Origin of the sequence: Pantoea nemavictus, assembly GCF_037479095.1 — a bacterium.
Classification (GTDB): domain Bacteria; phylum Pseudomonadota; class Gammaproteobacteria; order Enterobacterales; family Enterobacteriaceae; genus Pantoea; species Pantoea nemavictus.
Genome location: NZ_JBBGZW010000002.1, coordinates 458,129 through 481,101, shown reverse-complemented (window position 1 = coordinate 481,101; position 22,973 = coordinate 458,129). Strand labels below are relative to the sequence as shown.

16 protein-coding genes and 1 riboswitch are annotated in these 22,973 nt (G+C 54.5%); of the genes, 9 read left to right on the top strand and 7 right to left on the bottom strand.

Annotation, left to right across the window (positions count from 1 at the left end):
* Nucleotides 1-582: 582 nt before the first annotated feature.
* Nucleotides 583-3,270: a cation-transporting P-type ATPase gene (locus WH298_RS21770; protein ID WP_180824018.1), complete on the top strand. Its 2,688-nt coding sequence runs from the start codon at nucleotides 583-585 to the stop codon at nucleotides 3,268-3,270.
* Between the two features lie 135 nt (nucleotides 3,271-3,405).
* Nucleotides 3,406-4,422 (top strand): AI-2E family transporter, encoded by a 1,017-nt coding sequence (locus WH298_RS21765; RefSeq protein WP_180824303.1) that lies wholly within the window; start codon nucleotides 3,406-3,408, stop codon nucleotides 4,420-4,422.
* 49 nt (nucleotides 4,423-4,471) lie between these two features.
* Here WH298_RS21765 and WH298_RS21760 read toward each other — a convergent pair whose 3' ends face one another.
* Nucleotides 4,472-7,516 carry an efflux RND transporter permease subunit gene (locus WH298_RS21760; RefSeq protein WP_180824017.1) on the bottom strand — a complete coding sequence of 1,015 codons (3,045 nt, stop codon included), beginning with the start codon at nucleotides 7,514-7,516 and terminating at the stop codon, nucleotides 4,472-4,474.
* Complete coding sequence (locus WH298_RS21755; protein WP_180824016.1) at nucleotides 7,516-8,604, bottom strand: efflux RND transporter periplasmic adaptor subunit; 1,089 nt, start codon at nucleotides 8,602-8,604, stop codon at nucleotides 7,516-7,518. The genes WH298_RS21760 and WH298_RS21755 overlap by 1 nt, the downstream gene beginning before the upstream one ends.
* Nucleotides 8,605-9,110: 506 nt before the next feature.
* Here WH298_RS21755 and WH298_RS21750 point away from each other — a divergent pair.
* The 4 genes from WH298_RS21750 (at nucleotide 9,111) to WH298_RS21735 (ending at nucleotide 15,443) form a co-directional block, all read left to right on the top strand.
* Nucleotides 9,111-11,807, top strand: coding sequence for a cation-transporting P-type ATPase (locus tag WH298_RS21750; RefSeq protein ID WP_180824015.1), 2,697 nt, complete (start codon nucleotides 9,111-9,113; stop codon nucleotides 11,805-11,807).
* Between the two features lie 407 nt (nucleotides 11,808-12,214).
* Nucleotides 12,215-13,510 (top strand): MFS transporter, encoded by a 1,296-nt coding sequence (locus WH298_RS21745; RefSeq protein ID WP_180824014.1) that lies wholly within the window; start codon nucleotides 12,215-12,217, stop codon nucleotides 13,508-13,510.
* 10 nt (nucleotides 13,511-13,520) lie between these two features.
* The gene (locus WH298_RS21740; RefSeq protein ID WP_180824013.1) at nucleotides 13,521-14,519 is read left to right on the top strand and encodes a 4-hydroxythreonine-4-phosphate dehydrogenase PdxA; all 999 of its coding nucleotides are present in this window, start codon (nucleotides 13,521-13,523) and stop codon (nucleotides 14,517-14,519) included.
* A gap of 84 nt (nucleotides 14,520-14,603) precedes the next feature.
* Nucleotides 14,604-15,443 (top strand): sugar phosphate isomerase/epimerase family protein, encoded by an 840-nt coding sequence (locus tag WH298_RS21735; protein ID WP_180824012.1) that lies wholly within the window; start codon nucleotides 14,604-14,606, stop codon nucleotides 15,441-15,443.
* Nucleotides 15,444-15,507: 64 nt separating this feature from the next.
* Here the strand turns inward: WH298_RS21735 and WH298_RS21730 are convergent, their stop codons facing one another.
* The 4 genes from WH298_RS21730 to WH298_RS21715 form a co-directional block, all read right to left on the bottom strand.
* Nucleotides 15,508-15,738 (bottom strand): YgdI/YgdR family lipoprotein, encoded by a 231-nt coding sequence (locus WH298_RS21730; protein ID WP_007885911.1) that lies wholly within the window; start codon nucleotides 15,736-15,738, stop codon nucleotides 15,508-15,510.
* Between the two features lie 30 nt (nucleotides 15,739-15,768).
* Nucleotides 15,769-16,002, bottom strand: coding sequence for a YgdI/YgdR family lipoprotein (locus tag WH298_RS21725; protein ID WP_007885913.1), 234 nt, complete (start codon nucleotides 16,000-16,002; stop codon nucleotides 15,769-15,771).
* A gap of 166 nt (nucleotides 16,003-16,168) precedes the next feature.
* Nucleotides 16,169-16,909, bottom strand: a complete 741-nt coding sequence (locus WH298_RS21720) for an NYN domain-containing protein (RefSeq protein WP_339541597.1) — start codon at nucleotides 16,907-16,909, stop codon at nucleotides 16,169-16,171.
* A 285-nt stretch (nucleotides 16,910-17,194) separates the two neighbouring features.
* A complete protein-coding gene (locus WH298_RS21715; RefSeq protein ID WP_007885936.1) occupies nucleotides 17,195-17,461 on the bottom strand; it encodes a DksA/TraR family C4-type zinc finger protein in 267 nt (88 codons plus the stop codon).
* A 136-nt stretch (nucleotides 17,462-17,597) separates the two neighbouring features.
* Nucleotides 17,598-17,724, top strand: a riboswitch (TPP riboswitch).
* A 99-nt stretch (nucleotides 17,725-17,823) separates the two neighbouring features.
* Here WH298_RS21715 and WH298_RS21710 point away from each other — a divergent pair.
* The 3 genes from WH298_RS21710 (at nucleotide 17,824) to WH298_RS21700 (ending at nucleotide 21,226) form a co-directional block, all read left to right on the top strand.
* Nucleotides 17,824-18,906, top strand: coding sequence for a LuxE/PaaK family acyltransferase (locus WH298_RS21710; RefSeq protein ID WP_180824011.1), 1,083 nt, complete (start codon nucleotides 17,824-17,826; stop codon nucleotides 18,904-18,906).
* Nucleotides 18,903-20,351, top strand: a complete 1,449-nt coding sequence (locus WH298_RS21705) for an acyl-CoA reductase (protein ID WP_180824010.1) — start codon at nucleotides 18,903-18,905, stop codon at nucleotides 20,349-20,351. The genes WH298_RS21710 and WH298_RS21705 overlap by 4 nt, the downstream gene beginning before the upstream one ends.
* 107 nt (nucleotides 20,352-20,458) lie before the next feature.
* Nucleotides 20,459-21,226, top strand: coding sequence for a 3-oxoacyl-ACP reductase (locus tag WH298_RS21700; protein ID WP_180824009.1), 768 nt, complete (start codon nucleotides 20,459-20,461; stop codon nucleotides 21,224-21,226).
* 100 nt (nucleotides 21,227-21,326) lie between these two features.
* Here the strand turns inward: WH298_RS21700 and WH298_RS21695 are convergent, their stop codons facing one another.
* Nucleotides 21,327-22,799, bottom strand: coding sequence for a Sapep family Mn(2+)-dependent dipeptidase (locus WH298_RS21695; RefSeq protein WP_180824008.1), 1,473 nt, complete (start codon nucleotides 22,797-22,799; stop codon nucleotides 21,327-21,329).
* Nucleotides 22,800-22,973 lie beyond the last annotated feature (174 nt).

Genomic DNA, 22,973 nt, shown 5'->3' with positions numbered 1-22,973 from the left:
ACCATGACCGTAAGGAAACTGTGCCATCGCTATAAAAGGTGAGAGGTGTTAACAGCGTGATTTTGTTAAAGATGAGCATAGACGCATAAGTCAAAAAAAGTAAAGGCAGATAGATTGTAATATTTTTGTTGATATTGATGGAATTTAACTCCATGAAAATGGATTATATTGGGTTTGTGTTCCACTTAGTTAGAGTAAAGCTCTGTCATCAAATAATCATTATTTGGGGGCTGATTCAGGCATCCTTATGAATTTTATCTTTATTTATAAATTAATCATTTAAACAGCGAGTCGGCGCTAACAGTTGGATGCGCAAGCCCAAAACTTTTATTGCGAAATGAATGCGTTGAATTTCCCTGTGCTACGTTTATAGCGTTCATTTTTCAAAATCTTAAAGTTTTCCGTATAGATAATTCGGCTGCCCGGCTCCAGCTGAGTAGCCATAGATGACATAGAATTCAATCCTAAGCGGACCTCTTCTCAGTCCGAGGAAGTCAGGTCTCATTTTTTCGTTCAATGGCGATTTGTTAATCATGGGATATCACCGCCTTGATTTCCGAAACAGGATTTGAGGAGAAAGCGATGAATACTGCTAAACCGGAAAGTACTTATTATCAACTTTCTGTCGATGAAACGCTGGCCAGTACCCAAAGTTCGACCGAGGGAATAAGCAGTGCTGAAGCGGCGACACGCTTAAAACAGTACGGGGAAAATGCCCTGCCGCAGAAACCCGGTAAACCGGCCTGGCTGCGTTTTCTTGCCCACTTCAATGATGTTTTAATCTACGTTTTGCTGGCCGCCGCGGTGCTGACCGCCGTAATGGGACATTGGGTCGATACGCTGGTGATCCTCGGCGTAGCGGTGGTGAATGCGTTAATTGGCCATATTCAGGAGAGCAACGCGGAAAAATCCCTGCAGAGTATCCGTAATATGCTCTCCAGTGAAACCGTGGTGATTCGCGGCGGGAACCATGAAACGCTGCCCACTACGGCATTGGTGCCAGGCGATGTGGTCGTGATTCGCGCAGGCGATCGTATTCCGGCGGATCTGCGTGTGATCGAAGCGCACAACCTGCGGGTTGAAGAAGCGATTCTTACTGGGGAATCGACCGTCGTCGAGAAGGGCACCGATGCGCTGTCCGGCGATCTGCCGCTGGGCGATCGCACCAATCTGCTGTTCTCCGGTACCACCGTCAGCTCCGGCGGCGGTAAAGGGCTGGTGGTGGCCACCGGTGGCGCGACCGAGTTGGGGCACATCAACCAGATGATGTCCGACATAGAAAAGCACCGTACGCCGTTACTGGTACAAATGGATAAACTCGGTAAAGCCATTTTCCTGATCATTCTGGCGATGATGGCTGCGCTGTTTGTCTTTAGCCTGCTATTCCGCGATATGCCGGTTTCAGAGCTGATGCTGTCTCTGATCAGCCTCGCCGTGGCATCGGTTCCCGAAGGATTACCGGCGATCATCTCGATCATTCTTTCGCTTGGCGTGCAAACCATGGCGAAGCAGCAGGCGATAATCCGCAAGCTGCCGACCGTGGAAACGCTGGGGGCGATGACGGTGATCTGTTCGGATAAAACCGGCACTCTGACCATGAACGAAATGACGGTGAAAGCCATTATCACCGCCGATCAAATTTATCGCGTTGATGGCGTCAGCTATGAGCCGGTCGGCGCGATTCATAAAGCCGATGATGCGTCGCCGATAACTGTCGCGGCCGGTTCGATACTGGAGCGCTATCTGCGCACCATCGATCTCTGTAATGACAGCCAGCTGATTAAAGATGAGAACGGCCTGTGGAAAATCACCGGTGGCCCGACCGAAGGGGCGCTGAAGGTGCTGGCGGCCAAAGGGCATTTACCGACGGTAACCACCGAACTGCGCAGTAAAATTCCGTTTGATTCGCAATATAAGTACATGTCGACGCACTATCGCATTGGCGAAGAGGAGTGCGTGCTGCTCACCGGTGCGCCGGACGTACTGTTCCGGCATTGCCAACAGCAGCAAACGGAAAGCGGATTGCAGCCCATCGACCTCGCCTGGTGGGAAGCCAAAATTGAAGAGTATGCGCGTGAGGGATTACGCATGGTGGCAGCGGCGTGGAAACCCGCTACGCCGGGCCAGACTGAATTAACCCATCAGGATTTGAGCCACGGCATGATTCTGCTCGGTATCGCCGGCATGATGGATCCGCCACGACCCGAAGCGATCACCGCGATTGGTGACTGCCTGCAGGCCGGCATTCGCGTCAAAATGATTACCGGCGACCATCCGCAAACCGCCATGAGCATCGGACAGATGTTGGGTATCGGCAATGCCGGTAGCGCCATTACCGGGCGCGAACTGGAAGTAATGGATGACCAGCAGCTGAGTGAGGCCGCGCAGGCTTACGACATCTTTGCCCGTACCAGCCCGGAAGATAAGTTCCGCCTGGTGCAGGCGCTGCAGAGCAAAAAAGAGGTAGTGGGGATGACGGGCGACGGCGTAAACGATGCGCCCGCGCTGAAGCAGGCGGATGTCGGTATCGCCATGGGGATAAAAGGCACCGAAGTTACCAAAGAAGCGGCGGATATGGTGCTAACGGACGATAACTTCGCCACCATTGCCAGCGCGGTCAGGGAAGGGCGTCGGGTTTATGACAACCTGAAAAAGACCATTCTGTTTATCATGCCGACCAACCTGGCGCAGGGTTTACTGATCATCATTGCATTGCTGGCGGGGAACCTCATTCCGCTGACGCCGGTGTTAATTTTGTGGATGAACATGGCGACGTCTGCCACGCTCTCCTTCGGTTTGGCGTTTGAGGCGGGTGAGCAAAATATTATGCGTCGTCCACCGCGCGATCCCAAACTGCACGTGATGGATGGTTTTGCCATCTGGCGCGTCATCTTTGTCGGCTCGATGATCGCCATCAGCGCCTTCGTTCTGGAAGCCTGGTTACAACCGCGCGGCTATTCACCGGAATTTATTCGTACCGTATTGTTGCAAACGCTGGTGACGGCGCAGTGGTTCTATATGCTGAACTGCCGTGTTTCAGACGGTTTCTCGTTAAGCAAAGGGTTGCTGCTCAATAAAGGTATCTGGATTGTCAGCGCAGTTCTGCTGGTGCTGCAATTACTGATTATCTATGCGCCCTTTATGCAACTGCTGTTTGGTACCACAGCGCTGCCGTTACGCTACTGGATTATCACCCTGATTATTGGCTTCGTGATGTTCTTAATTGTCGAGATCGAAAAGCCATTAACCCGAAGATTCAGAACCAAATAATCGCGCGTGACATTCAGGCCGGTTTACTACCGGCCTGAATTTATCGGGCAATAATAGGCGGTTTGACCTCAAACAAGTCCCAGCGGATAGGTTTTTCTCTATAATACATTTTGTATAGGATGAAGGATCTTTATGATGGGACTGAATGGGTTTCCTTTATGGCCAAGGCTGCTGCGCGTATTGTTAATTCTCGCCACCTTGACCATAATTCTTACCGGCATTTATCTGGCATCGCCGTTAATTAATCAGGTGATGCTCTCTCTGTTTCTGGCAATTATGCTCGATCCGCTGATCGTGCGGCTGGAAAGGAAACGCATTCCACGTCTGCTGTCGTCACTGCTGGTGATCGTGATGTTGTTATTAGTGATTGTCTTCACCATCATCAAACTCACGGTTTTAACCCCCGATTTAATCCAGCTCAGCCGCCAGGCGCCGCAGTTACTGGCCGAACGCTTTGAGCCGGTGACGCAAACTTTTGCGCATTTGGGGATTGTTTTAACGCCGAATGACATGCTGACCTTTATTGATGCTGGCGCAGTCGTGCGTTTCGTTACCGGATTTCTCACGCAAATACCCAGCATTCTTTCCTGGTGGCTGATGGTATTTCTGATGCTATTTTTCATGTTGTATGAAATGCGCAACCTGAAAGTACTCTTGCGTAAACAGGCTGAGGGAAAATACCAGGTCTATTATGTGGCGCTTGAAGAAGGTATTCAAAGCGTGATCGTTTATGCCCAGGTAAAAACTCTAACCAGTATCCTCGGTGGCGTTATTGTCTGGGGCGGTGCGCATTTGCTTGGGCTTAAATTCGCCTTTTTCTGGGGCGTATTGATGTTTGTATTCAACTATATTCCGGTGCTGGGATCGTTTATGGCGGCCATCCCGCCAGTTCTGCAGAGTTATATGTTATTTGATATGCAAACAGCATTAGTGGTTGCGCTATTCTTTGTAGCGTTGAATTTGATTCTAAGCTCAGTGATTGAACCGTTGTTATTAGGCAAGCGGCTGAATATGGCGCTGACCACACAACTGCTGGCATTTCTAATCTGGCAGGCGCTGCTCGGTATTATTGGCGCGATCCTGGCGATTCCACTGACCTTTATGTTGAAAAAAATACTGTTGGCCAGTGCTCAACATCAGGATGTTGAGTAGCAGCAGAGCCAGAGGTCGCCATAAATGGCGACCTCCAGACATGTCAGCATTAAAGCTTTTTCGCTGGGTGAAAACTCTGATACAGCACCGGTAACACCAGCAGCGTCAGGATGGTGGCGAATCCCAGACCGAAAATGATCACCACCGCCATGCTCTGGAAAAACACATCACGCAGCAGTGGCAGCAGGCCGAGCACGGTGGTGAATGCGGTGAGCAAAATCGGGCGCAGACGCGAGGTGGCGGCGTCGAGGATGGCTTGCTGCAACGGCTGACGCTGCGCCAGCTGGCGGGTCTCCTCAACCAGCACGATGCCATTGCGAATCAGCATGCCAGATAAACTCAGCAAACCAATCAGCGCCATAAAACCAAACGGAATGCCAGTTAGCAGGAAACCGCAGGTGACACCAATCAACGCCAGCGGCACGGTGATCCAGATCGCCAGCGCATCGCGCAGCGAGTTGAACATCAGCACCGTAATCACAAACATCACGAGGAAGCCCAGCGGCAGCGCACCCAGCAGCCCGCTTTGGGCATCGCGTGAACTCTCCAGCTCACCGCCCCATTCCAGATGATAGCCCGCTGGCAGCTTAAGCTGCTCAATAGCGGGCTGCACGCGTGCCACAATCTCTGCCGCGGTACGTCCACTGGTTGGATCGGGATCGGTCTGCACCGTCAACACCCGCATACGGTCACGGCGCATAATCAGCGGGTCTTCCCACTCGAGGCGGAAATCACTCACCAGGTTAGCCAGCGGCACATAACGCTGCTGGGTGTGACTCCATACCTGAATATTGCCGAGATGATCGATATTCTGCCGCTCTTGCGCTGCCGTTTGCAGCATGATCGGCATCAGCCGCGATCCTTCGCGCAGCAGGCCAACGCTATCGCCGCTGAAGTTGATGCGCAGCGCCTGATCAATATCGCGCTTATCCACGCCCAACTCCTGACCACGCAGCGGCGAGTACTGTGGACGAATCACTTTGCTGCGCGCCTGCCAGTCGTTACGCGGCGCAAAGGCGCTGCCTTCAGCAAGGAAAATATCATCAATCTGGCTGGCAATCTGGCGCAGAGTAATCGGATCGGGGCCGGTTACGCGCAGCGCAATCGCGCTATCGCTGGCGCTACCAAAATTAATGCGTTTGATGCGCTCGGTTACCTGCGGGAAGTGCTGCCTAATGTGCTGTTCAGTGTGCTGCGCCAGCACTGCCAACTGCTTAGCATCCTGAACGCGCACCATAATCTGCCCGTAATTGCTGTACTGACGTGTGGCGTCGTAGGTCAGGGTAAAACGCATCGCGCCCTGGCCGATGGTGGTCACGGTGCTGACAACGCCCGGCTGCTGATTGATCCAACCTTCGATCTCACGCGCCGTCTGCGCCGTGTAGTTGATGTCAGTGCCATACGGCAGCCATAGGTCGGTAAAGAAAATCGGCGTATTAGAGGCGGGGAAAAAGTTCTGCTTTACGTAGCCAAAACCATAAACCGACATCGCCAGGCAAGCGGCCATCAGCACCAGCGTGGTGAGGCGAAAACGCAGCAGCGTGGTGAGCACGCGGCGATACAGGCGGAACAGCATGCCCTGATAGGGCTGTGCGGTTTCTTTGCCGATCGCCTGATGACCGTCGATCCACTGCACGAATATCGGCGTCAGCGTTAGCGCGGTGAGCCAGCTCAGCAGCAGTGAAATCAGCAACACCTGGAACAGTGATTTACAGTACTCGCCGGTGGAATCCTGCGATAAACCAATGGGCGCAAAGGCGATGATGGCAATCACCGTGGCGCCAAGCAGCGGCAGCGCGCTGCGTTTCACCATCTGCATCATCGCTTGTTGCAACGGCTTGCCGCGCTGGCGATCGACCTTGATGCCTTCCACCACCACGATGGCGTTATCCACCAGCATGCTGAGCGAGATGATCAGCGCACCCAGCGATACCCGCTGCAACTCCAGCTTAAACAGATACATGATCAACAGCGTGCCAAGCACGTTGAGCGCCAGCGAGGCGGCGATAACCATGCCGCTGCGCACGCCCATAAACAGCAGCAGCGTTCCCACCACAATCGCCAGCGCCATCAGGAAGTTATTGATGAAGCCATCAACCGACTGCTTCACTTCCTGCGCCTGGTTATAAAACACCTGCAGAGAGAGGCCAAGCGGTTTGGCCTGCTGGTGCTGCTGGATTTTGGCGCTCAGCGCATCGCCGACGTCAATCACGTTGACGCCGGGCGCGAAGGAGACGCCCATCGCCAGCGCGGCGTGTCCATTGGCGTGATAGAGATTACCCGGCTGCTCGGTAACGCCATAGCTGACGGTGGCGATATCACGCAACAACACCTGCTGGCGGCTACCGGGCACCGAGATGGGCAACGCGCTGATTTCATCTAACGATTGGAATTCACCGGTGGGATGGAAGCGGATCGCTTCATTACCGATACGAATCTGCCCGGCATCAGAAACGGCATTGACGCTGCTGAGCAGGGCGGCCACGCGCTGTGGCGTAATACTCAGCGCCGCCATTTTCTGGCTGGAGAGCGTGATGTTGACTTGCTCCTGCTCGATGCCGGCAATCGCCACTTTCGCCACACCGGGCACCAGATTCAGCTCGCGCCGCAGCTGATCGGCGTAGGTACGCAGCTCGCTATTGGTGAAGTTTTCGCCGGAAATCGTGAAGAAGTAACCGTAAACATCGCCAAAATCGTCATTCACCAGCGGGGCGCTGACGCCAGGCGGAAACTGGCGCGTGGCATCGCCGACGCGCCGACGCAACTCATCCCACACCTGGGGCAATTCGGCGGCCCGATAGTGGCTGTGAATCGAGACGGTAATCTGCGACAAGCCGTTGCTTGAGATTGAGCTAACGCTGTCGAGCGCGGGCAGTCGCTGCAAGGCATTTTCCAGCGGTAGCGTCACTTCCTCTTCCACCTGTTGCGCCGAGGCACCGGGATAATGCGTGACGATCACCGCGGATTTGATGGTGAACAGCGGATCTTCCAGGCGGCCAATATTAAGCAGTGCAAAAATGCCGCCCACGCCCAGCAGCAGGATCACCAGCCAGCTGCGAATCGGGTATTTAATAAATTGTTCCAGCAGGCGCATTAGAGACCTCGCTCGCGGGTCCACAGGCGCACCGCCTGACCATCACGCAGATCGCTCACCCCCGCGACCACAATGCGATCGCCCACTTTCAGCCCGGAGATGATTTCGATGCCCTGCGCACTCAGATTGCCCAACACCACGGGTTGCAGCTGGACGTTAAGCACATCGCCTTCACCGCTAATCAACCACACATAAGGCTGATTCGGCAGGCTACGATCGGGGTTGAACACCGCGTTGGCCGGCACACGCAGCAGCGGCGTTGCGCTGGCGGTTGGCAGGTTGTGCATCTGCACTTTCACCGTACCGCTGAGTCCGCTCACCTGCGGTAAATCCGCCGGGCGCGGCATAGTCAGCACCACTTGCCAGGTTAGCGTGGCGGCATCAGCTTCTGCGCGATGCTCTTTATATGCTGCGCGAAAGGAGCGTCCTGGCAGCGCGTTCAGGCTGATCTCTGGCTGGTAGCTGGCGTTCTCCACCTCAAGAGAGGTGAACAGGTTTTCTGGCACGCTGAAAATGACATCCAGCAGATCGTTACGGCTGATCACCGCCACCGTTTGTCCGGCGGCAACCACCTGATGATTTTGTGACACGACGCGGGAGACGATGCCGTCAAAAGGCGCGCGCAAGGTATGGTAATCCAGCTCCTCTTTGGCGATGTTGAGCGCCACGGCGGCAGTATCACGATTCGCCTTTTGCAGATCCATATCCGCTTGAGACACAGCACTGCGCGTTGATAAGGCGCGGAAGCGCTGATACTGGCGTTCTGCCAGCTGGAGTTTGTTCTGCTGATCGTTGACCCGCAGCTGCGCATCAGTATCAATCAACATGCCAATGACATCGCCCGCTTTGACATGGCTACCTTCACGCACCTGCAGATGCGCCAGCCGACCGGCACGTTTGAACGCCAGTTCGGTATAATCACCGGCAGTGATGCGCGCTGGAAATACCCTTAATTGCTCAGTGGTATTTTCACTCAGCGTAAGTGCTTTAATTACCCGAGGTGTGACCGTTTCTTCACCGCTTTTATTGTCACAGCCAATTAAAATCAAACAAATTAGAAGTGCGCCCAGCACTGGCCAATTATTCATGCCCCTGCCTCAATAAGTAAGAAGGGGCAGGAATATGCCATGATGTCGACGATGAAATAATGACCCTCCGCAAGGTAAGGGTCATTAATTGGATCAAATTAACGGCGTTTAACGTCTGTTTAATTAGGGTGTGATGGTTGGTTTAATTATCCTGCCATGCGTGAAGCAATAATGTAAGTAAAAAAACCGATAATAGTGGCTGATGCTAGAGTAATGAAAATAAAGGAGATAATAATTGGAATTGTCAGTTTATCTTTTTTATTCAAAATAATTCTCCATGTTGATAATAGACTATTTTCTTGGTTGCCTGAGATTAAAATTTCGATAAGTTTTTATTGGAATTCCAAATAATAACACCATGTAACCAGTGCTGTCGCTATTAGCATTGCACTTCAAAATAGATAAAAACATGACCCCGGTCATTACGCTGCTGAAAATTATAATTAAAGTATGCGTTTTATTTTTGCACGCTTTTTTATATTCAACTCAATCGCACGGGGTTAATTATGACCGTTATTCCTATTCAGCCAAAACGTCCGGAGGCATCCGCGCGTCCCTATTATCAGCAGGATAACGCCGCCGTATTTAAAGCAATAAATAGCTCTCCCGCGGGGTTGAGCAGCAGTGATGCGCAGCACAGGTTAGCGACCAACGGGCCTAACGTGCTGCCGCAAAAAGCCGAAAAGTCGCTGTTTATGCGTTTCGTCGCGCATTTCAAAGATGTATTGATCTACATCCTGCTGGCGGCGGCGGTGGTCACCGCCGTGATGGGCCACTGGGTCGATACCTTTGTCATTCTTGGCGTTGCCGTTATCAATGCCATGATCGGTTTCATCCAGGAAAATAATGCTGAGAAGTCGTTAAAAAGCATCCAGAACATGATGTCGAGCGATGCCATGGTGTTGCGTGACGGCCAGCAGATGACGCTTGCCACGCAGGATCTGGTGGTGGGCGATGTGGTGATGTTGCGTCCTGGAGACAAAATCCCGGCCGATTTACGCCTGTTTGAGGTGCACAATCTGCGCGTCGAAGAAGCGATTCTGACCGGCGAGTCAACGGTGGTGTCGAAGAACACGCTGGCACTTGAAGGCGAAAAGGGGCTTGGCGATCGCCTGAACCTGGCCTATTCCGGTACCACGGTCAGCTCGGGAACCGCGCTGGGTGTGGTTATCGCCACCGGCGGCGATACCGAGCTGGGCCACATCAATGCGATGATCTCCTCCATCGAAGAGGCGAAAACACCGCTGCTGGTGCAGATTGATAAGCTCGGTAAAGCCATCTTCGCCATCATCATGTTGATGATGGTGGCGCTGTTCGTGTTTGGTTATCTGCTGCGCGACATCGCCATCGCCGAGTTGCTGCTGTCGGTGATTAGCCTGGCGGTTGCGGCCGTTCCGGAAGGTTTACCGGCGATCATTTCGATTATTCTGTCGCTTGGCGTGCAATCCATGGCGCGTAATCACGCCATCATTCGTAAGCTGCCAACCGTAGAAACCCTCGGGGCGATGACGGTGATTTGCTCGGATAAAACCGGCACGCTGACCATGAACGAGATGACGGTGAAAGCGGTGGTGCTGGCGAATAGCCAGTGGCGCATCAGCGGTAACAGCTATGAACCCACAGGCGAGTTTACGCTTGAAGCCGGCGAGCACAATGATGCGTTAATGCAGGGCTTTTTGCAGGTGGTGGATATCTGTAATGAAAGTCAGCTGCGGCAGGATGCCAATGGCAACTGGGGCATTGTCGGCGGGCCAACCGAAGGGGCGCTGAAAGTGCTGGCCGCTAAGGCGGGCATCCACAGTGACAAGGTACAGATCCTCAGCAAGCTGCCGTTTGACTCAGCCTATAAATACATGGCGGTGAGCTGCCTGATTGACGGTAAACCTTGCCTGCTGATGACCGGCGCGCCCGATGTGTTGCTGTCGCTGTGTCAGCAGCAGCAGGGCGCTGAAGAAGCGGAAGTCATTGATCGCCGCTATTGGGAAGCGTCAATTACCACCTACGCCAGCGAAGGATTACGCACCGTCGCCGCCGCGTGGCGCTGGCTGCCGGAAGCGCAGCATCATATCGACCACGCTGATCTACGTAACGGCATGAAGATGCTTGGCCTGGCGTGCATGATGGATCCGCCACGTCCGGAAGCGATTAGCGCCGTGCGTGATTGCCAGCAGGCGGGCATCCGCGTGAAGATGATCACCGGCGATCACCCGGAAACGGCGATGGCGATTGGGCAGATGCTGGGCATTGGCAACAGCGATGCCGCCATCACCGGTTATCAGCTGGAGCACATGGACGATGCCGCACTGGGCGTGGCGGCGCGTGAATATGACATCTTTGCGCGTACCAGTCCCGAGCATAAGTTGCGCCTGGTGAAAGCGCTGGCGAGCAGCGGTGAGATCGTCGGCATGACCGGTGATGGCGTCAATGATGCGCCTGCGCTGAAGCAGGCCAACGTCGGTATCGCCATGGGCATCAAAGGCACCGAAGTGACCAAAGAGGCGGCGGATATGATCCTCGCCGATGACAACTTCGCTACCATCGCCGCAGCGGTGAAAGAGGGGCGTCGCGTCTACGATAACCTGAAGAAAACCATTCTGTTTATCATGCCGACCAACCTCGCCCAGGGGTTGTTGATCATCATTGCGATTTTGATGGGCAACCTGCTGCCGCTGACGCCGGTACAGATTTTGTGGATGAATATGGCGACCTCGGCAACGCTGTCGTTTGGTTTGGCATTCGAACCGGCAGAGCGCAACATCATGCGTCGACCACCGCGCAATGCTCGCAGCCACGTGATGGATGGGTATGCGATCTGGCGCGTGATTTTCGTCGGCCTGCTGATCTCGATTAGCGCCTTTGTGCTGGAAGCCTGGCTCCAGCCGCGCGGCTACTCACCGGAATTCATCCGCACCGTGCTGCTGCAGATGCTGGTGACCGCGCAGTGGGCTTACATGTTGAACTGCCGCAACAGCGATGGATTCTCACTCGATGCCGGCTTACTGAAAAATCGCGGCATCTGGCTGGTAACCGTGGTGCTGATAGCGCTGCAGGCGATGATTATCTATGTTCCGCTGATGAACACCCTGTTCGGCACCGCGCCGCTGCCGCTGAAGTATTGGCTGATTTCGCTGGCGGTCAGTGCTGGGATCTTCGTGCTGGTGGAGATAGAAAAACAGCTGACGCGCGGCTGGCGCGTAGCTTAAATGTAAATCTGTTAACTGCCGGGGCGCGTGCGCTCCGGCATAACGCCTGAATCAGCCCTTCCTATCAAATCTCAAATATGCCCCCCGTTTGTTAACAAATCAGCTTTAACCTCGACCATCGCATTTTGCTTCAATGTGCATATGCTCGCCTTTGGAACAGAATGCCAATGGCATTGAACGAGCTTTTGTTTATGCCTTAGTGATTGATTGTGCATATGTTCATCATTCACAACCCATGCTGAGAGCACGATCACACCTTGAACACCGAAAACTACTTAGCAGGCTTATTGTGATGACGCTCACAATGAGCAGGCGAAAAATAAGCGATAAAATATAACAAATGAACAACACGCGTTCATTTGAGCAAGGCCAACATAACCTCTGACCTCACGCTAAAAGGTTCCTCAATGAAAAACCGATACAGCACAAAAGTGCTGGCGCTTTTCTGCGCCCTGTCATTTCTGATGTACGTCGATCGCGTCAACCTTTCGACGGCGGCAGGGCTGATCAAACAGGATCTGGGCCTCAACAACACCGACCTGGGACTGATTTTCTCCGCCTTTGCTTACACCTATTTAGTGTTCCAGATTATCGGCGGCTGGTTTGTGGACCGCTTCGGTGCCCGCAAAACCATCATCATTTGCGGCAGCATCTGGGTGGTGGCGACCATTTGTACCGGTTTTGCCGGCGGTTTCGCCTCACTGTTCCTGTCACGTATGCTGCTCGGCGTGGGCGAAGGGGCGGCCTTGCCTTCGCAGGCGCGCGCGATGACCTTCTGGTTCTCCAGTGAAAAACGCGGCTTCGTGCAGGGCATCACCCACTCATTCTCCCGTTTCGGTAATGCCGTCACGCCATCGCTGGTGGCGCTGTTGGTGCTGATGCACTCCTGGCGCTTCTCCTTCATTGCATTAGGTGTCATCACCGCTGTATGGCTGGGTTTCTGGATCGCCGGCTTCCGCGACAACCCGCACCACATCGCGGAGATGAGTAATGAGGAGCGCAAAATCCTGCCTAAACTCGACGCCTATATGACGGACAAAGTGAAAACGCCAACGCCGTGGAAAGCGCTGCTCAAGCGAATTGGGCCGACCATGGGCGTCTATTTCTGCTACGGCTGGACGGGCTGGCTGTTCTTCACCTGGCTGCCGACGTTCTTCATGAATGGTCGCGGCATGGATCTGAAATCGTCTGCACTGTTCACCTCGGCGGTGTTTCTCTCTGGCGTAGTGGGCAACACGGTAGGCGGGATTGTGAGTGACAAAATCCTGAAACGTACCGGCAATGTGGTCGCCGCACGCCGTAACGTCATCATCTTTAGCTTCCTGAGCGCCGGTTTACTGCTGATTCCGGTGATCAGTTCTACCAACATGACGCTGATCACCGCCTGCCTTGGCCTGGCTTTCTTCTGCCTCGAACTGACCATTGGGCCCATCTGGGCGGTGCCGATGGAGATCACGCCTAAGTACGTCGGCGTGGCCAGCGGTTTGGTTAACGCCGGTTCAGCGGTAGCGGGCATCATTTCACCGATTCTGTTTGGCATCATCATTGATAGAACCGGCAACTGGAGCCTGCCGTTTTATGGCTCGGTGGTGCTGCTGATGGTCGGCATCGTGCTCACCTTCTTTATGCGTCCGGACATTCCGTTGTCCGAAGATGCACCTGCTCGCGGTGAAGTTCAGCCCGCAAACAATGCTTATCACTGAGGAAATCCTGATGAAAAAACCTTCTGTTGCACTGGTGCTGGGCGATCCAGCAGGTATTGGTCCGGAGTTGGTCGCCAAAGTGCTGGCGCAACCGGCAATGCGTGAGCTGGCTAACGTCATCATCATTGCCGATCGTCACGAGCTGGAAAAAGGCATGACCATTGCCGGACAACGTTTTGACTATGAGGAGATCACCGCTAGCGCAGACATTCACTTCACGCCGGGCAAACCGTTACTGCTCAATCATGACTGGTCAAAGCGCACGCCTTTTGCCTACGGCAATGCCAGCGAACAGAGCGGCGTGTATATTCTGGAAACGCTGGCGCGCGCGGTGGAATTAACCCAGCAGGGCATCACCCAGGGCGTCTGTTTTGCACCGCTCAATAAGCAAGCGATGCACATGGGTGGACTGCAGCATCGTGACGAGTTGCACTGGTTCGCTGAACTGCTGAAATGGGACCATTTCTGCTGTGAGGTGAACGTAGTGGATAACCTCTGGGCTGGTCGTGCGACCTCGCACATTCCGTTCCGCGACATTGTGCCGAACCTCAGCGTTGAGGGCATCGTCGATACCATTGCGCTGATGGATCGCACGCTGCGCCAGGCGGGCATCGCTCAGCCAAAAATCGCGGTACAGGCGCTTAATCCCCACGGCGGGGAGAACGGCCTGTTTGGTGATGAAGAGCAAACCATTATTAAACCGGCGATGGCTAAAGCTAAACAGCAAGGCATTGATGTTTATGGCCCTTATCCGGCAGATACCACCTACAAAGCGGTGGAGACACAGCAGCTGGATGCGGTGGTCTCGATGTACCACGACCAGTTTGCCACGGCGCTAAAAATGCTGGGCTTCGAGCGCGGCATTACCGTACAGGGCGGACTGCCGATTCCCATTGCCACCGCCAACCACGGCACCGCCTACAACCTTTATGGGCAAAATCTGGCCACGCCATCGGCGTTTGAGAACGCTTTCCGCCTGCTGGTGCGTATGGCATCCAGCGCCGCTTAAGGCGGCTGTTCTGCGACAACGCGCTGCGCGATTCTCGCCCGGCGCTGTCGAGGATCGCAACCCCACTCAAGGAGAACCTTCGCTATGTCCCATCCGCTTAAACTTGGCGTTAACACCTCAATATTCGATGGGCACGATATGGACCTCGCTTTCGGCATCATCCGTGAGCTTGGTTATGACTACGTTGAGTTGGCCTATAACCAGGGATATGTCGGCGATCTGGATGACAGCCTGTTTAGCCAGCAGAATGCGCAACGCATACGCTCGCTGCTGGACAAACATCAGCTGAAAACGCTGGCGCTAGGCTGCACCTTTAACCTCGCACGACCGGAGGCGGTCGGCTACCTGCAAACGCGCATTGGCTTCGCCGAGGCAATCGGCGTCAAACTGCTTAACGCTTGTACGGCAAAGCGCGAGGATTACGCTGCGCTGGTGAATAATCTGCGTCAGATTGCGCCGCAGCTGGAACAGGCTGGCTGCTGTTTGCTGATCGAAAATGGCGGTGATAACAATTACGATGCGTTTGCCATGGCGGCAGAGGGAGAACAGCTGTTACGCGAGGTAGGCAGTACGGCGCTGGCGTTTAACGGTGACGCCGGCAATATGGTGTCGCTGCGACCGCAGGCGCATGCGATACAGCAGATGATGCAGCTGTTACCACAGATGCGTCATTGTCATATCAAGGATGTGGTGAAGCAGGGCAGTGAGTTTCATTTCCCGGCCATTGGCCAAGGGCTGCTGGATTATAAACCGTTGCTAAAGGAGCTGGTTAAGCGTGACATTCCCTGCACGCTGGAAATCCCGCTGCGTATGCATCGGCTAGCGGACAGCACGCCGCAACGCGGCGCTGCGCCGGTCGCGCTGGAACGCATTGTTCAGGTACTAAGTGAGAGTAAAAAATTTATCGAGGATGTGGCGGGTTAAGCCAAAAAAAATCCGCCCGCCAGGCAAGATAACTTGTACTAGCGGGCGGGATTGAGCGAGCGACTTATTTCTTAGGAATCTCAGAGATTTCTTTCACATCACTCTTATTCATTTGCTGCTTAACGCCATTGGCATCAACGTAACCCAGCAGGCCAGTTTCTGCATCCTGCGGTTTGCCATCGGTCACAATGGTACGGCCATCATTGGTATGAATCGCGTAAGACGTACGTGTACAGCCGGTCAGGGCGGACAGGGCAATCACTGCAGAAATAGAAAGCAAAATTGTTTTTTTCATTAGTAGTCTCTCCAGGCTAGTAAAAGGATATTAATTATCCAGTTCGCTCATGTTGGTAATCTTGTCGCGATTGATCTGCTCAGTTTTACCGGTTTGCGCATCTTTGTAAGAAACAAGGCCGGTGTCACTGTCGATTTGTGGCTTGCCCGACGTCACGATGGTGCGTCCGTCGGTAGTCTTAATCGCCTGGTTTGATGAGCAGGCAGTTAACGTCATTGCCATAAAGGTGCCAAGAAATGCGGTTGCCAATACTGTTTTTTTCATCGTGATGAGTTCCTTTCAGTGGAATAAGTTTTAACTACCTAAATAGCTTAGAACATTTTCCCAAAACAGCCAGAAACCAGGGGCAGATGAGCTGATTATTCCTGCTCAAGTAGCAAGATCTGAATGATGTAGTTCTCCACCTTGCTAAGCCAATGAGACTTAATGCTCACCAATATTCGGGTTTAACCGCAGGTTTTTTATGCGTCGCTACCCGAACAGGAAACTGACATGCATCCAGCTCTTCATTGGTGATTGTTCTGCGTATCCAGTGGCTATGATTCTGCAGTGAACCTGGAACACCACGTACGTTACCCTGGCGGTGCGGCAAAATTATCCCGATACGAACTGCGGGAAAATCTTCGCGAATAGCCTTGAGCGCTGGTGTCATGTCGGTATCAGCCGAAACTAATACCAGCTGAGCAATCCTTTCTTCGGTTGGTAACCACTGCTGTTTTGCAACCAAACGATACATGCTGATGGCAATATTCACGTCGGTTTCTTTTTCTTCAAGTTCCCAGATATCCACCTTATCCAGACGTGTTGCCGGCACGCTTTTACTGATGAAACGCGGAGCCCGAGCGTGCTCAAGTCGATGACGTCCGGTAAATATATTTATTCCGGTCGTTTTCAGCACGCGAATATAAGTATCCTGAGCGTGTCGTGATTCAATGCCGCGTGTGGCGAGATGGGGAATAACCGAGGAGGTATAATAGTTTACTCGTTCAATTATTACGGACGGATCTTGTACCCGACATATATGTGAAAGCAGTAATGACAAGTTGAGCCATTTATAGGGCGTGCCTGCAAGCAATCCATAAAATACATTGTATCCGTCGATAAATACTGCTGTACGCACTCTTATCCATCCTTTAGATACGAAAAAACCGGCTTGAGCCGGTTTTTTCACCCTAACGGCCAGTGAACTGAAACGCTGCGTACAGGGTTGAGTTGTGGGGCTAAGTTATCAGCATTACTGGCTAAACTCAAGTTGCGCAAGGTAAAAGTTAACCCATCAAAATTATTAGTTCAGGCGCTACTTTCGCTTCCAGTAATATTGCAGCAGTATTTATTGTTGAAATGCCTGGTTATATGCGAATGGTCTTACTTCAGATTAACGGTTTTTCTAATAAAAGGTAATGAATGTAGATGATATTTAAAAATAGCCGTTAACCTGAATTATTAATTTAAATAACTACCTCAGCTGACTATCCTTACTTCCGCGGCGGTTATAACCGCTAATTGCCGCCTGTTTTTTATCGATCTTGCTCTGACAATTCACGCAGTAACGCACGCCCGCTAACGCAGCGCGACGCGCTTCTGGAATAGGCTCGCCGCACTCATCACAAAACTCGGCGCTTTCACCGTGACCGATATTCTGGCGTGCACGGGCCACCGCATCATCCACCGTGGCATCAATTTGTTTGTGCACCGCACCATCTTCAGACCAGCCGCCCGCCATACGTCACCTCCGGTAAAAATACTTAACAAAAGTATAAGGCAAGCCAGGATTTATGCCGGGCCGGCGGGCGTGACTGCTTAAATCAGCCGCACTTTTAACACAGTTGACACATCATCCGCCGCCATCCTAGACTGCGGTCTGTTCCAAGGGGTGCCCGGTTAGCGGGCTGAGATTCTACCGGCTGGCGTTGATGCGCTGGAACGTAGTGACCCTCCGAACCTGATCCGGCTAATACCGGCGTAGGGATGCGGAACCACAGGGCTTGCACGCCCTGATTCCATCTTTGTGCTTTGTAGCGGACAGTTCGCACTCTTCAGGCCTTGCCTGGGAGATTTTGCACAATCGCAAAGGTGGCTACGAACATGACCGAATCGGCAATTATCCAGGCGCTGCTCACATTCCTACAGCGTGAGGATGCTTCAGACGATGATTTCAACCAGCTGGCGCTCGACATCTTCGCTTATCAATTCCAGCATAATCAGCTTTATCGCCGCTTCGCGACTCAGCGCGGACGCACGCCGTTCACCGTAAAGCACTGGCGCAACATTCCCGCTATTCCCATCTCCGCCTTTAAAGATCTGACGCTCAGCTGTCGTCCAACGGACGATATCGAAGCGATCTTTATGACCAGCGGCACCACCGGCACGGTAAAAGGACGCAGTTATCATCCCACGCTCGACGTGTGGAAGAGCTCGATGCGGCTGAACTTCCGCCGCCGCTTCATGGCGGGCATGGATCGTATTCGCATGGGCATTTTGTTCCCGAATAACGTGGTGATGCCGAACTCATCGCTGGCGACCTATCTTGACCTGGCGCTGCAGGAGTTTGGCACGCCCGGCAGTGAAGTGATGGTGGATGAACACGGGCTCGACGTGGCGCGCATTTTCACCGCCCTGCAGCAGGCTGAAGCCAGCGGCGAGCCTTATGCGCTGCTGGGCGCCAGCTACAGTTTTGTCCATCTGCTGGATGAGATGCAGCGCCAGCAGCGCTGTTTCTCGCTGCCTGCAGGCAGCCGCATTCTCGATACCGGCGGCTTTAAAGGTCAGTCGCGCGAAATGGAACCCGCAGAATTTTACGCTGCGACCTCCGCCGCCTTCGGAATCCCCCGCTCGCACTGCATCAACATGTACGGCATGACGGAAATCAGCACGCAGTTCTATGACGAGGGCAATGAAAACTGTCCACCGGTCAAATCCGGGCCGCACTGGGTGCGCACCCGCGTGGTCAATCCGCTGACCGGCGAGGATCTGCCTGCAGGTGAAACTGGCGTGCTAGTGCATCACGATCTGGCACATTTCAACTCGGTTTCTGCCCTGTTGACGGAAGATGCCGGCAGGATGGTGCCGGGCGGATTCCATTTGTTAGGGCGTGTGACCGGCGCCGATGCGAAAGGCTGTTCGCTGACCATGGAAGCGTTTCTGGCCGCCGGGCAGGTACAGGCGTGAGAGAGTTTGCCGGACATCTGCCCGGTCTTTCTGCCGATGAGGTGCAGTGGCGCACGCTGAGTTTTAGCCAGCACGGCGAAAGTCTTGAGGTGTGCGTTCCGCAGCTCAACGATCAACAGATCACGGCGCTGTCAGCTCGAATTCGTGCTAATGCTCGCGCCTATCTCAGCCAGCTCAGCGTCGCGCAAATCATCGCGATTATTGATGAAGCGGTGGCGCGGCTGTTGGATCGCACCCATCCGCTGCGCATCAAAGCCGAAAAGCTGCTGCCGATGGTCACCGGTTACGATGCCGAGATGGTGCGCCTCGGCTTAACCGGCTATCTCAAAACCTTCCGCGAACCGCAGCTTAAACGCTTTCTGGCTGAGGACTTTGCCGATGCGCAGATGCTGGATGCGTTTCAGCCACGGCCTAATGGCGGCTTTGCGCGCGCATTTGGTCCGCAGCTGCTGCTGCATATCTGGGCTGGCAATGTGCCGGGCTTACCGCTGTGGAGTTTGATCTGCGGTTTGCTGGTGAAGGCCGGCACTATCGGCAAACTGCCCGGTAATGAGCCGCTGATGGCGAGCTGGTTCGCCCAACTGCTGGCAGAAATCGACCCTAAACTGGGCGCATGCCTGGCGGTGGTGTGGTGGAAAGGGGGCGACGCTGAAACTGAGCCGACCTGGCTACGTCAGCCCGATGTAGTGGTTGCCTATGGCGGCAATCAAACACTCGCCGCGATTCAGCAGCGTCTGCCGGTCACCACGCGGTTTCTACCGCACGGGCACAAAATCAGTTTTGGTTTGGTGGCACGTTCGGCGCTCAATGCCCGCCAGGGCGCGGATCTGGCACGCCGCGTGGCGTATGACGTGATGCGTTACGACCAGGCCGGATGTTACTCGCCGCAGATGCTGTTTGTGGAGTGCGGCGGCAAGATTTCACCCGATGAGTTTGCGGCTTACGTCGCGCATGAGCTGGCCGCGCTGGAATATAAACATCCACGTCGTGCGCTGGCGATCGAAGAGATCAACAGCATCGCGGCGTGGCGCAATGGTGAAGAACTGCGCGCGCTGGCGGGCAATCGCACCTTGTACGGCGCGCCTGCCGACAGCTGGGCGGTGGTGTGTGTCGCCCAGGCTGCAGCGCTGGCTCCCTCCGCGCTGGGGAGAACGTTGAAAGTGGTGCCGGTTGATGTGCTGGATAACGCGATCGGTTTGATAGCGCCGCAGCGCGACTTTCTGCAGACGGCAGGCGTTGCCGCCACGCCGCAGGAGTTGTTCCGCCTTGCCGCGCTACTTGGGCAGGTTGGCGTGACCCGCATTACCGCGTTCGGCCAGATGACGTCGCCGCAGGCGGGCTGGCACCACGATGGGCGTTTTAGCTTGCTTGATCTGGTGAGCATTACGGAAATCGAGCAGGGTGCCGAAGCCGCTGCCGATGGGTTCGCGCCTTACGCGGACTGATGTGGTCGCCATGAATGGCGGCCTTACGACGGGATAGTGCGGTTCTGTAGGGTGCATATACATGCGCACCAGGCAAAATCACTCAAGATATTTTTATAGGAGCCAGGATGAAATTCTCCAACCGTACGGTTTTGGTCACCGGCGCCAGCCGCGGTATCGGTGCCGCGATTGCCAAAGCCTTCGCCGCTGAAGGGGCATTGGTGGTGGTCAACTATCTGCGCAATGCAGCGGCGGCGGAAGGCGTGGTCGAGGCGTGCCGCGCGCTCGGCGGTGACGCGCTAGCGATCGCTGCGGATGTCACCTCAGAGCAGCAGGTCAATGCGATGATGGAGCAGATCGTCAACGCCACCGGCCGACTCGATGCGGTGATCAACAATGCTTTCGCTCCTTACGTTTTCGACACGGACAACCGCCAGCGCTTCTGGGAAACGCCATGGTCAGCTTACCAGACGCAGTTCGACGGCGCGGTGCAATCCGCCTACAACGTGTGCCAGGCGGCGCTGCCCTTAATGCGCACGCAGGTGCGTGGCAGCATCGTCAATATCGTCACCGATCTGGTGGCGCGTCCCTCCGTGCCTTATCACGACTACATAACGGCGAAAGCGGGGCTGATCGGTTTTAGCCGCGCGCTCGCGACAGAGCTGGGTCCGCTGGGCATTCGCGTCAACTGTGTGGCACCGGGACTGGTTTATCCCACCGATGCCAGCCAGGCAACCCGCGAAGAGGTGCGCGATTTCCTGACGGCACAAACGCCGCTGCGCCGCATCGCGCGACCGGAAGATATCACCGGGCCGGTGCTGTTTCTGGCGTCAGACTGGAGCGAGTTTGTCACCGGGCAGACGCTGCATGTGGATGGTGGTTTGGTGATGAGCTGACCTTTGTAGGGGCGACATTCATGGCGACCGGTTTTCCTGGTGCGCATAAATGCACGCCTTACGGAATCAGAGCCGCCATTGGTGATGACCAGGAGGGTTATTACTGCGTAATCAAATAACTATCCAACCTAATCAACGCAATAACATACTTCGGCAACGCCTCCAGCAACGACGGCAGATGAATGGTCTCATCCGCGCCATGCGGCAAACCGTGGCCTGCCGGTAAAAATTCAGGCGTGTTTGCGGCGGTTTTACGGTAGCCGGGTCCAAAGGTAATCGCATTCGGCAGCTTCTTCGAATGGGTCACGCCGCCCATGGCATAAGGGCGATCGTTTCTGCCGGTGGTGTCATTCCACACCTGCTGCAACAGCGAAATCACCGGATGCGATGCGGGCAGGAAGAAAGGTGCCACATCGCGCCAGTTTGGCTGCAAGGTAATCGCTGTGGCGGCAAGTTGCTGCTGCAGAATCTCCACGATCTGTTCGCCGCGCCATGAAACCGGATAGCGAATATCACCATCAATACTCAAGGTATCGGCTTGATGGCTGTACCACACGCCCGCGTTCAGCGTCAGTTTGCCGGACTCCGCATCTTCCAGCCCCAATCCGGCGCCGACACCATAAGGCGAAGCGAACAGTTGCACCAACGTTTCGGCCAGCTGACGTTGATGATCGTCCAACAGCTCCAGCTCGATCAGCGCGGCGAGCAGCACCTGGGTAGCATTCAGCGTGCCATCGGGGAAGGCAGCATGGCCGCCGTTGCCGCGCGCCTCCAGCGTGAAACACCCATTCTGTTGCGGCTTGATCGCTACATAGCTCGCGGCAAGACCCTGCAGCCGCGCCAGTTTTTCGCCCACCGCATCAAGATCGGCATTTGCAATGTGCACGCTGGCAAAATCCGGCACGCTGTTACTGGCGGAACCGGCGACGATGCCTGCCAGCAGGCCAGCATTCGGCACCGCGAGGGTAAACGACAACTGTCCTTTCTGCGCATTGTTCACCGGGAACATGCCATCGGTGACAATCGAATAATCCGGAACCGGGCCGTGCTGCGCGAACCACGCCATATCGGCCATATTGGTCTCTTCCGCCAGGCCATAAACGATGCGCAGATTGTGGTGCAGCGGGATGTTGAGATCGCGTATCAGCTTTAACAGATAGAAGTTCAGCACGCCGGGACCTTTGTTATCGGCCACGCCGCGACCAATGACAAAATCGCCGTGCTGTGTCAGCGCGAAGGGCGGATAGGTCCAGTTATCGCCCGCTGGCACCACATCAAGATGGTTAATCAGCCCGATATCACGCGCGTGCTCACCATAAATCACCGAACCGGCATACCCCTGATGACGCTCAGTTTTAAAACCGGCCTGCTCGGCCTGAGTCAAAACTTTCTGCAAAATTTCTGCACACTCGGCACCAAAAGGCGCGCCAGGCGCAGCACGATCGGCGCGGCTAATGCTGGGGATGGCAATCCATTCCGCTAAATCAGCGGTTAATGCGGCACGATTGGCGGCGATCCATTGCTGAATTTGCGGCAACAGCGCGCTTTCCTGAGGTGATAACGACGCGGACATGAGGGTTCTCCTTAAATTTATGCACAACATAAAACATTCCGCCGCGCGGGCTTAGACGCATTTGCGCGAAACATTGCCAGCGCGCAGCTAAGCGCCGCTTCATGCGCATTCCAGCAAAGCTTAGTCATTTTTGTTGCTCGTATTGCATGGCAAAGCAACGGAGATTAACGCCTT

Bases quoted from the DNA above. Each gene is read 5' to 3' on its own strand.
- WH298_RS21770 (WP_180824018.1), top strand. From the start codon at position 583: ATGAATACTGCTAAACCGGAAAGTACTTATTATCAACTTTCTGTCGAT.
- WH298_RS21765 (WP_180824303.1), top strand. From the start codon at position 3,406: ATGGGACTGAATGGGTTTCCTTTATGGCCAAGGCTGCTGCGCGTATTG.
- WH298_RS21760 (WP_180824017.1), bottom strand. From the start codon at position 7,516: ATGCGCCTGCTGGAACAATTTATTAAATACCCGATTCGCAGCTGGCTG.
- WH298_RS21755 (WP_180824016.1), bottom strand. From the start codon at position 8,604: ATGAATAATTGGCCAGTGCTGGGCGCACTTCTAATTTGTTTGATTTTA.
- WH298_RS21750 (WP_180824015.1), top strand. From the start codon at position 9,111: ATGACCGTTATTCCTATTCAGCCAAAACGTCCGGAGGCATCCGCGCGT.
- WH298_RS21745 (WP_180824014.1), top strand. From the start codon at position 12,215: ATGAAAAACCGATACAGCACAAAAGTGCTGGCGCTTTTCTGCGCCCTG.
- WH298_RS21740 (WP_180824013.1), top strand. From the start codon at position 13,521: ATGAAAAAACCTTCTGTTGCACTGGTGCTGGGCGATCCAGCAGGTATT.
- WH298_RS21735 (WP_180824012.1), top strand. From the start codon at position 14,604: ATGTCCCATCCGCTTAAACTTGGCGTTAACACCTCAATATTCGATGGG.
- WH298_RS21730 (WP_007885911.1), bottom strand. From the start codon at position 15,738: ATGAAAAAAACAATTTTGCTTTCTATTTCTGCAGTGATTGCCCTGTCC.
- WH298_RS21725 (WP_007885913.1), bottom strand. From the start codon at position 16,002: ATGAAAAAAACAGTATTGGCAACCGCATTTCTTGGCACCTTTATGGCA.
- WH298_RS21715 (WP_007885936.1), bottom strand. From the start codon at position 17,461: ATGGCGGGCGGCTGGTCTGAAGATGGTGCGGTGCACAAACAAATTGAT.
- WH298_RS21710 (WP_180824011.1), top strand. From the start codon at position 17,824: ATGACCGAATCGGCAATTATCCAGGCGCTGCTCACATTCCTACAGCGT.
- WH298_RS21700 (WP_180824009.1), top strand. From the start codon at position 20,459: ATGAAATTCTCCAACCGTACGGTTTTGGTCACCGGCGCCAGCCGCGGT.
- WH298_RS21695 (WP_180824008.1), bottom strand. From the start codon at position 22,799: ATGTCCGCGTCGTTATCACCTCAGGAAAGCGCGCTGTTGCCGCAAATT.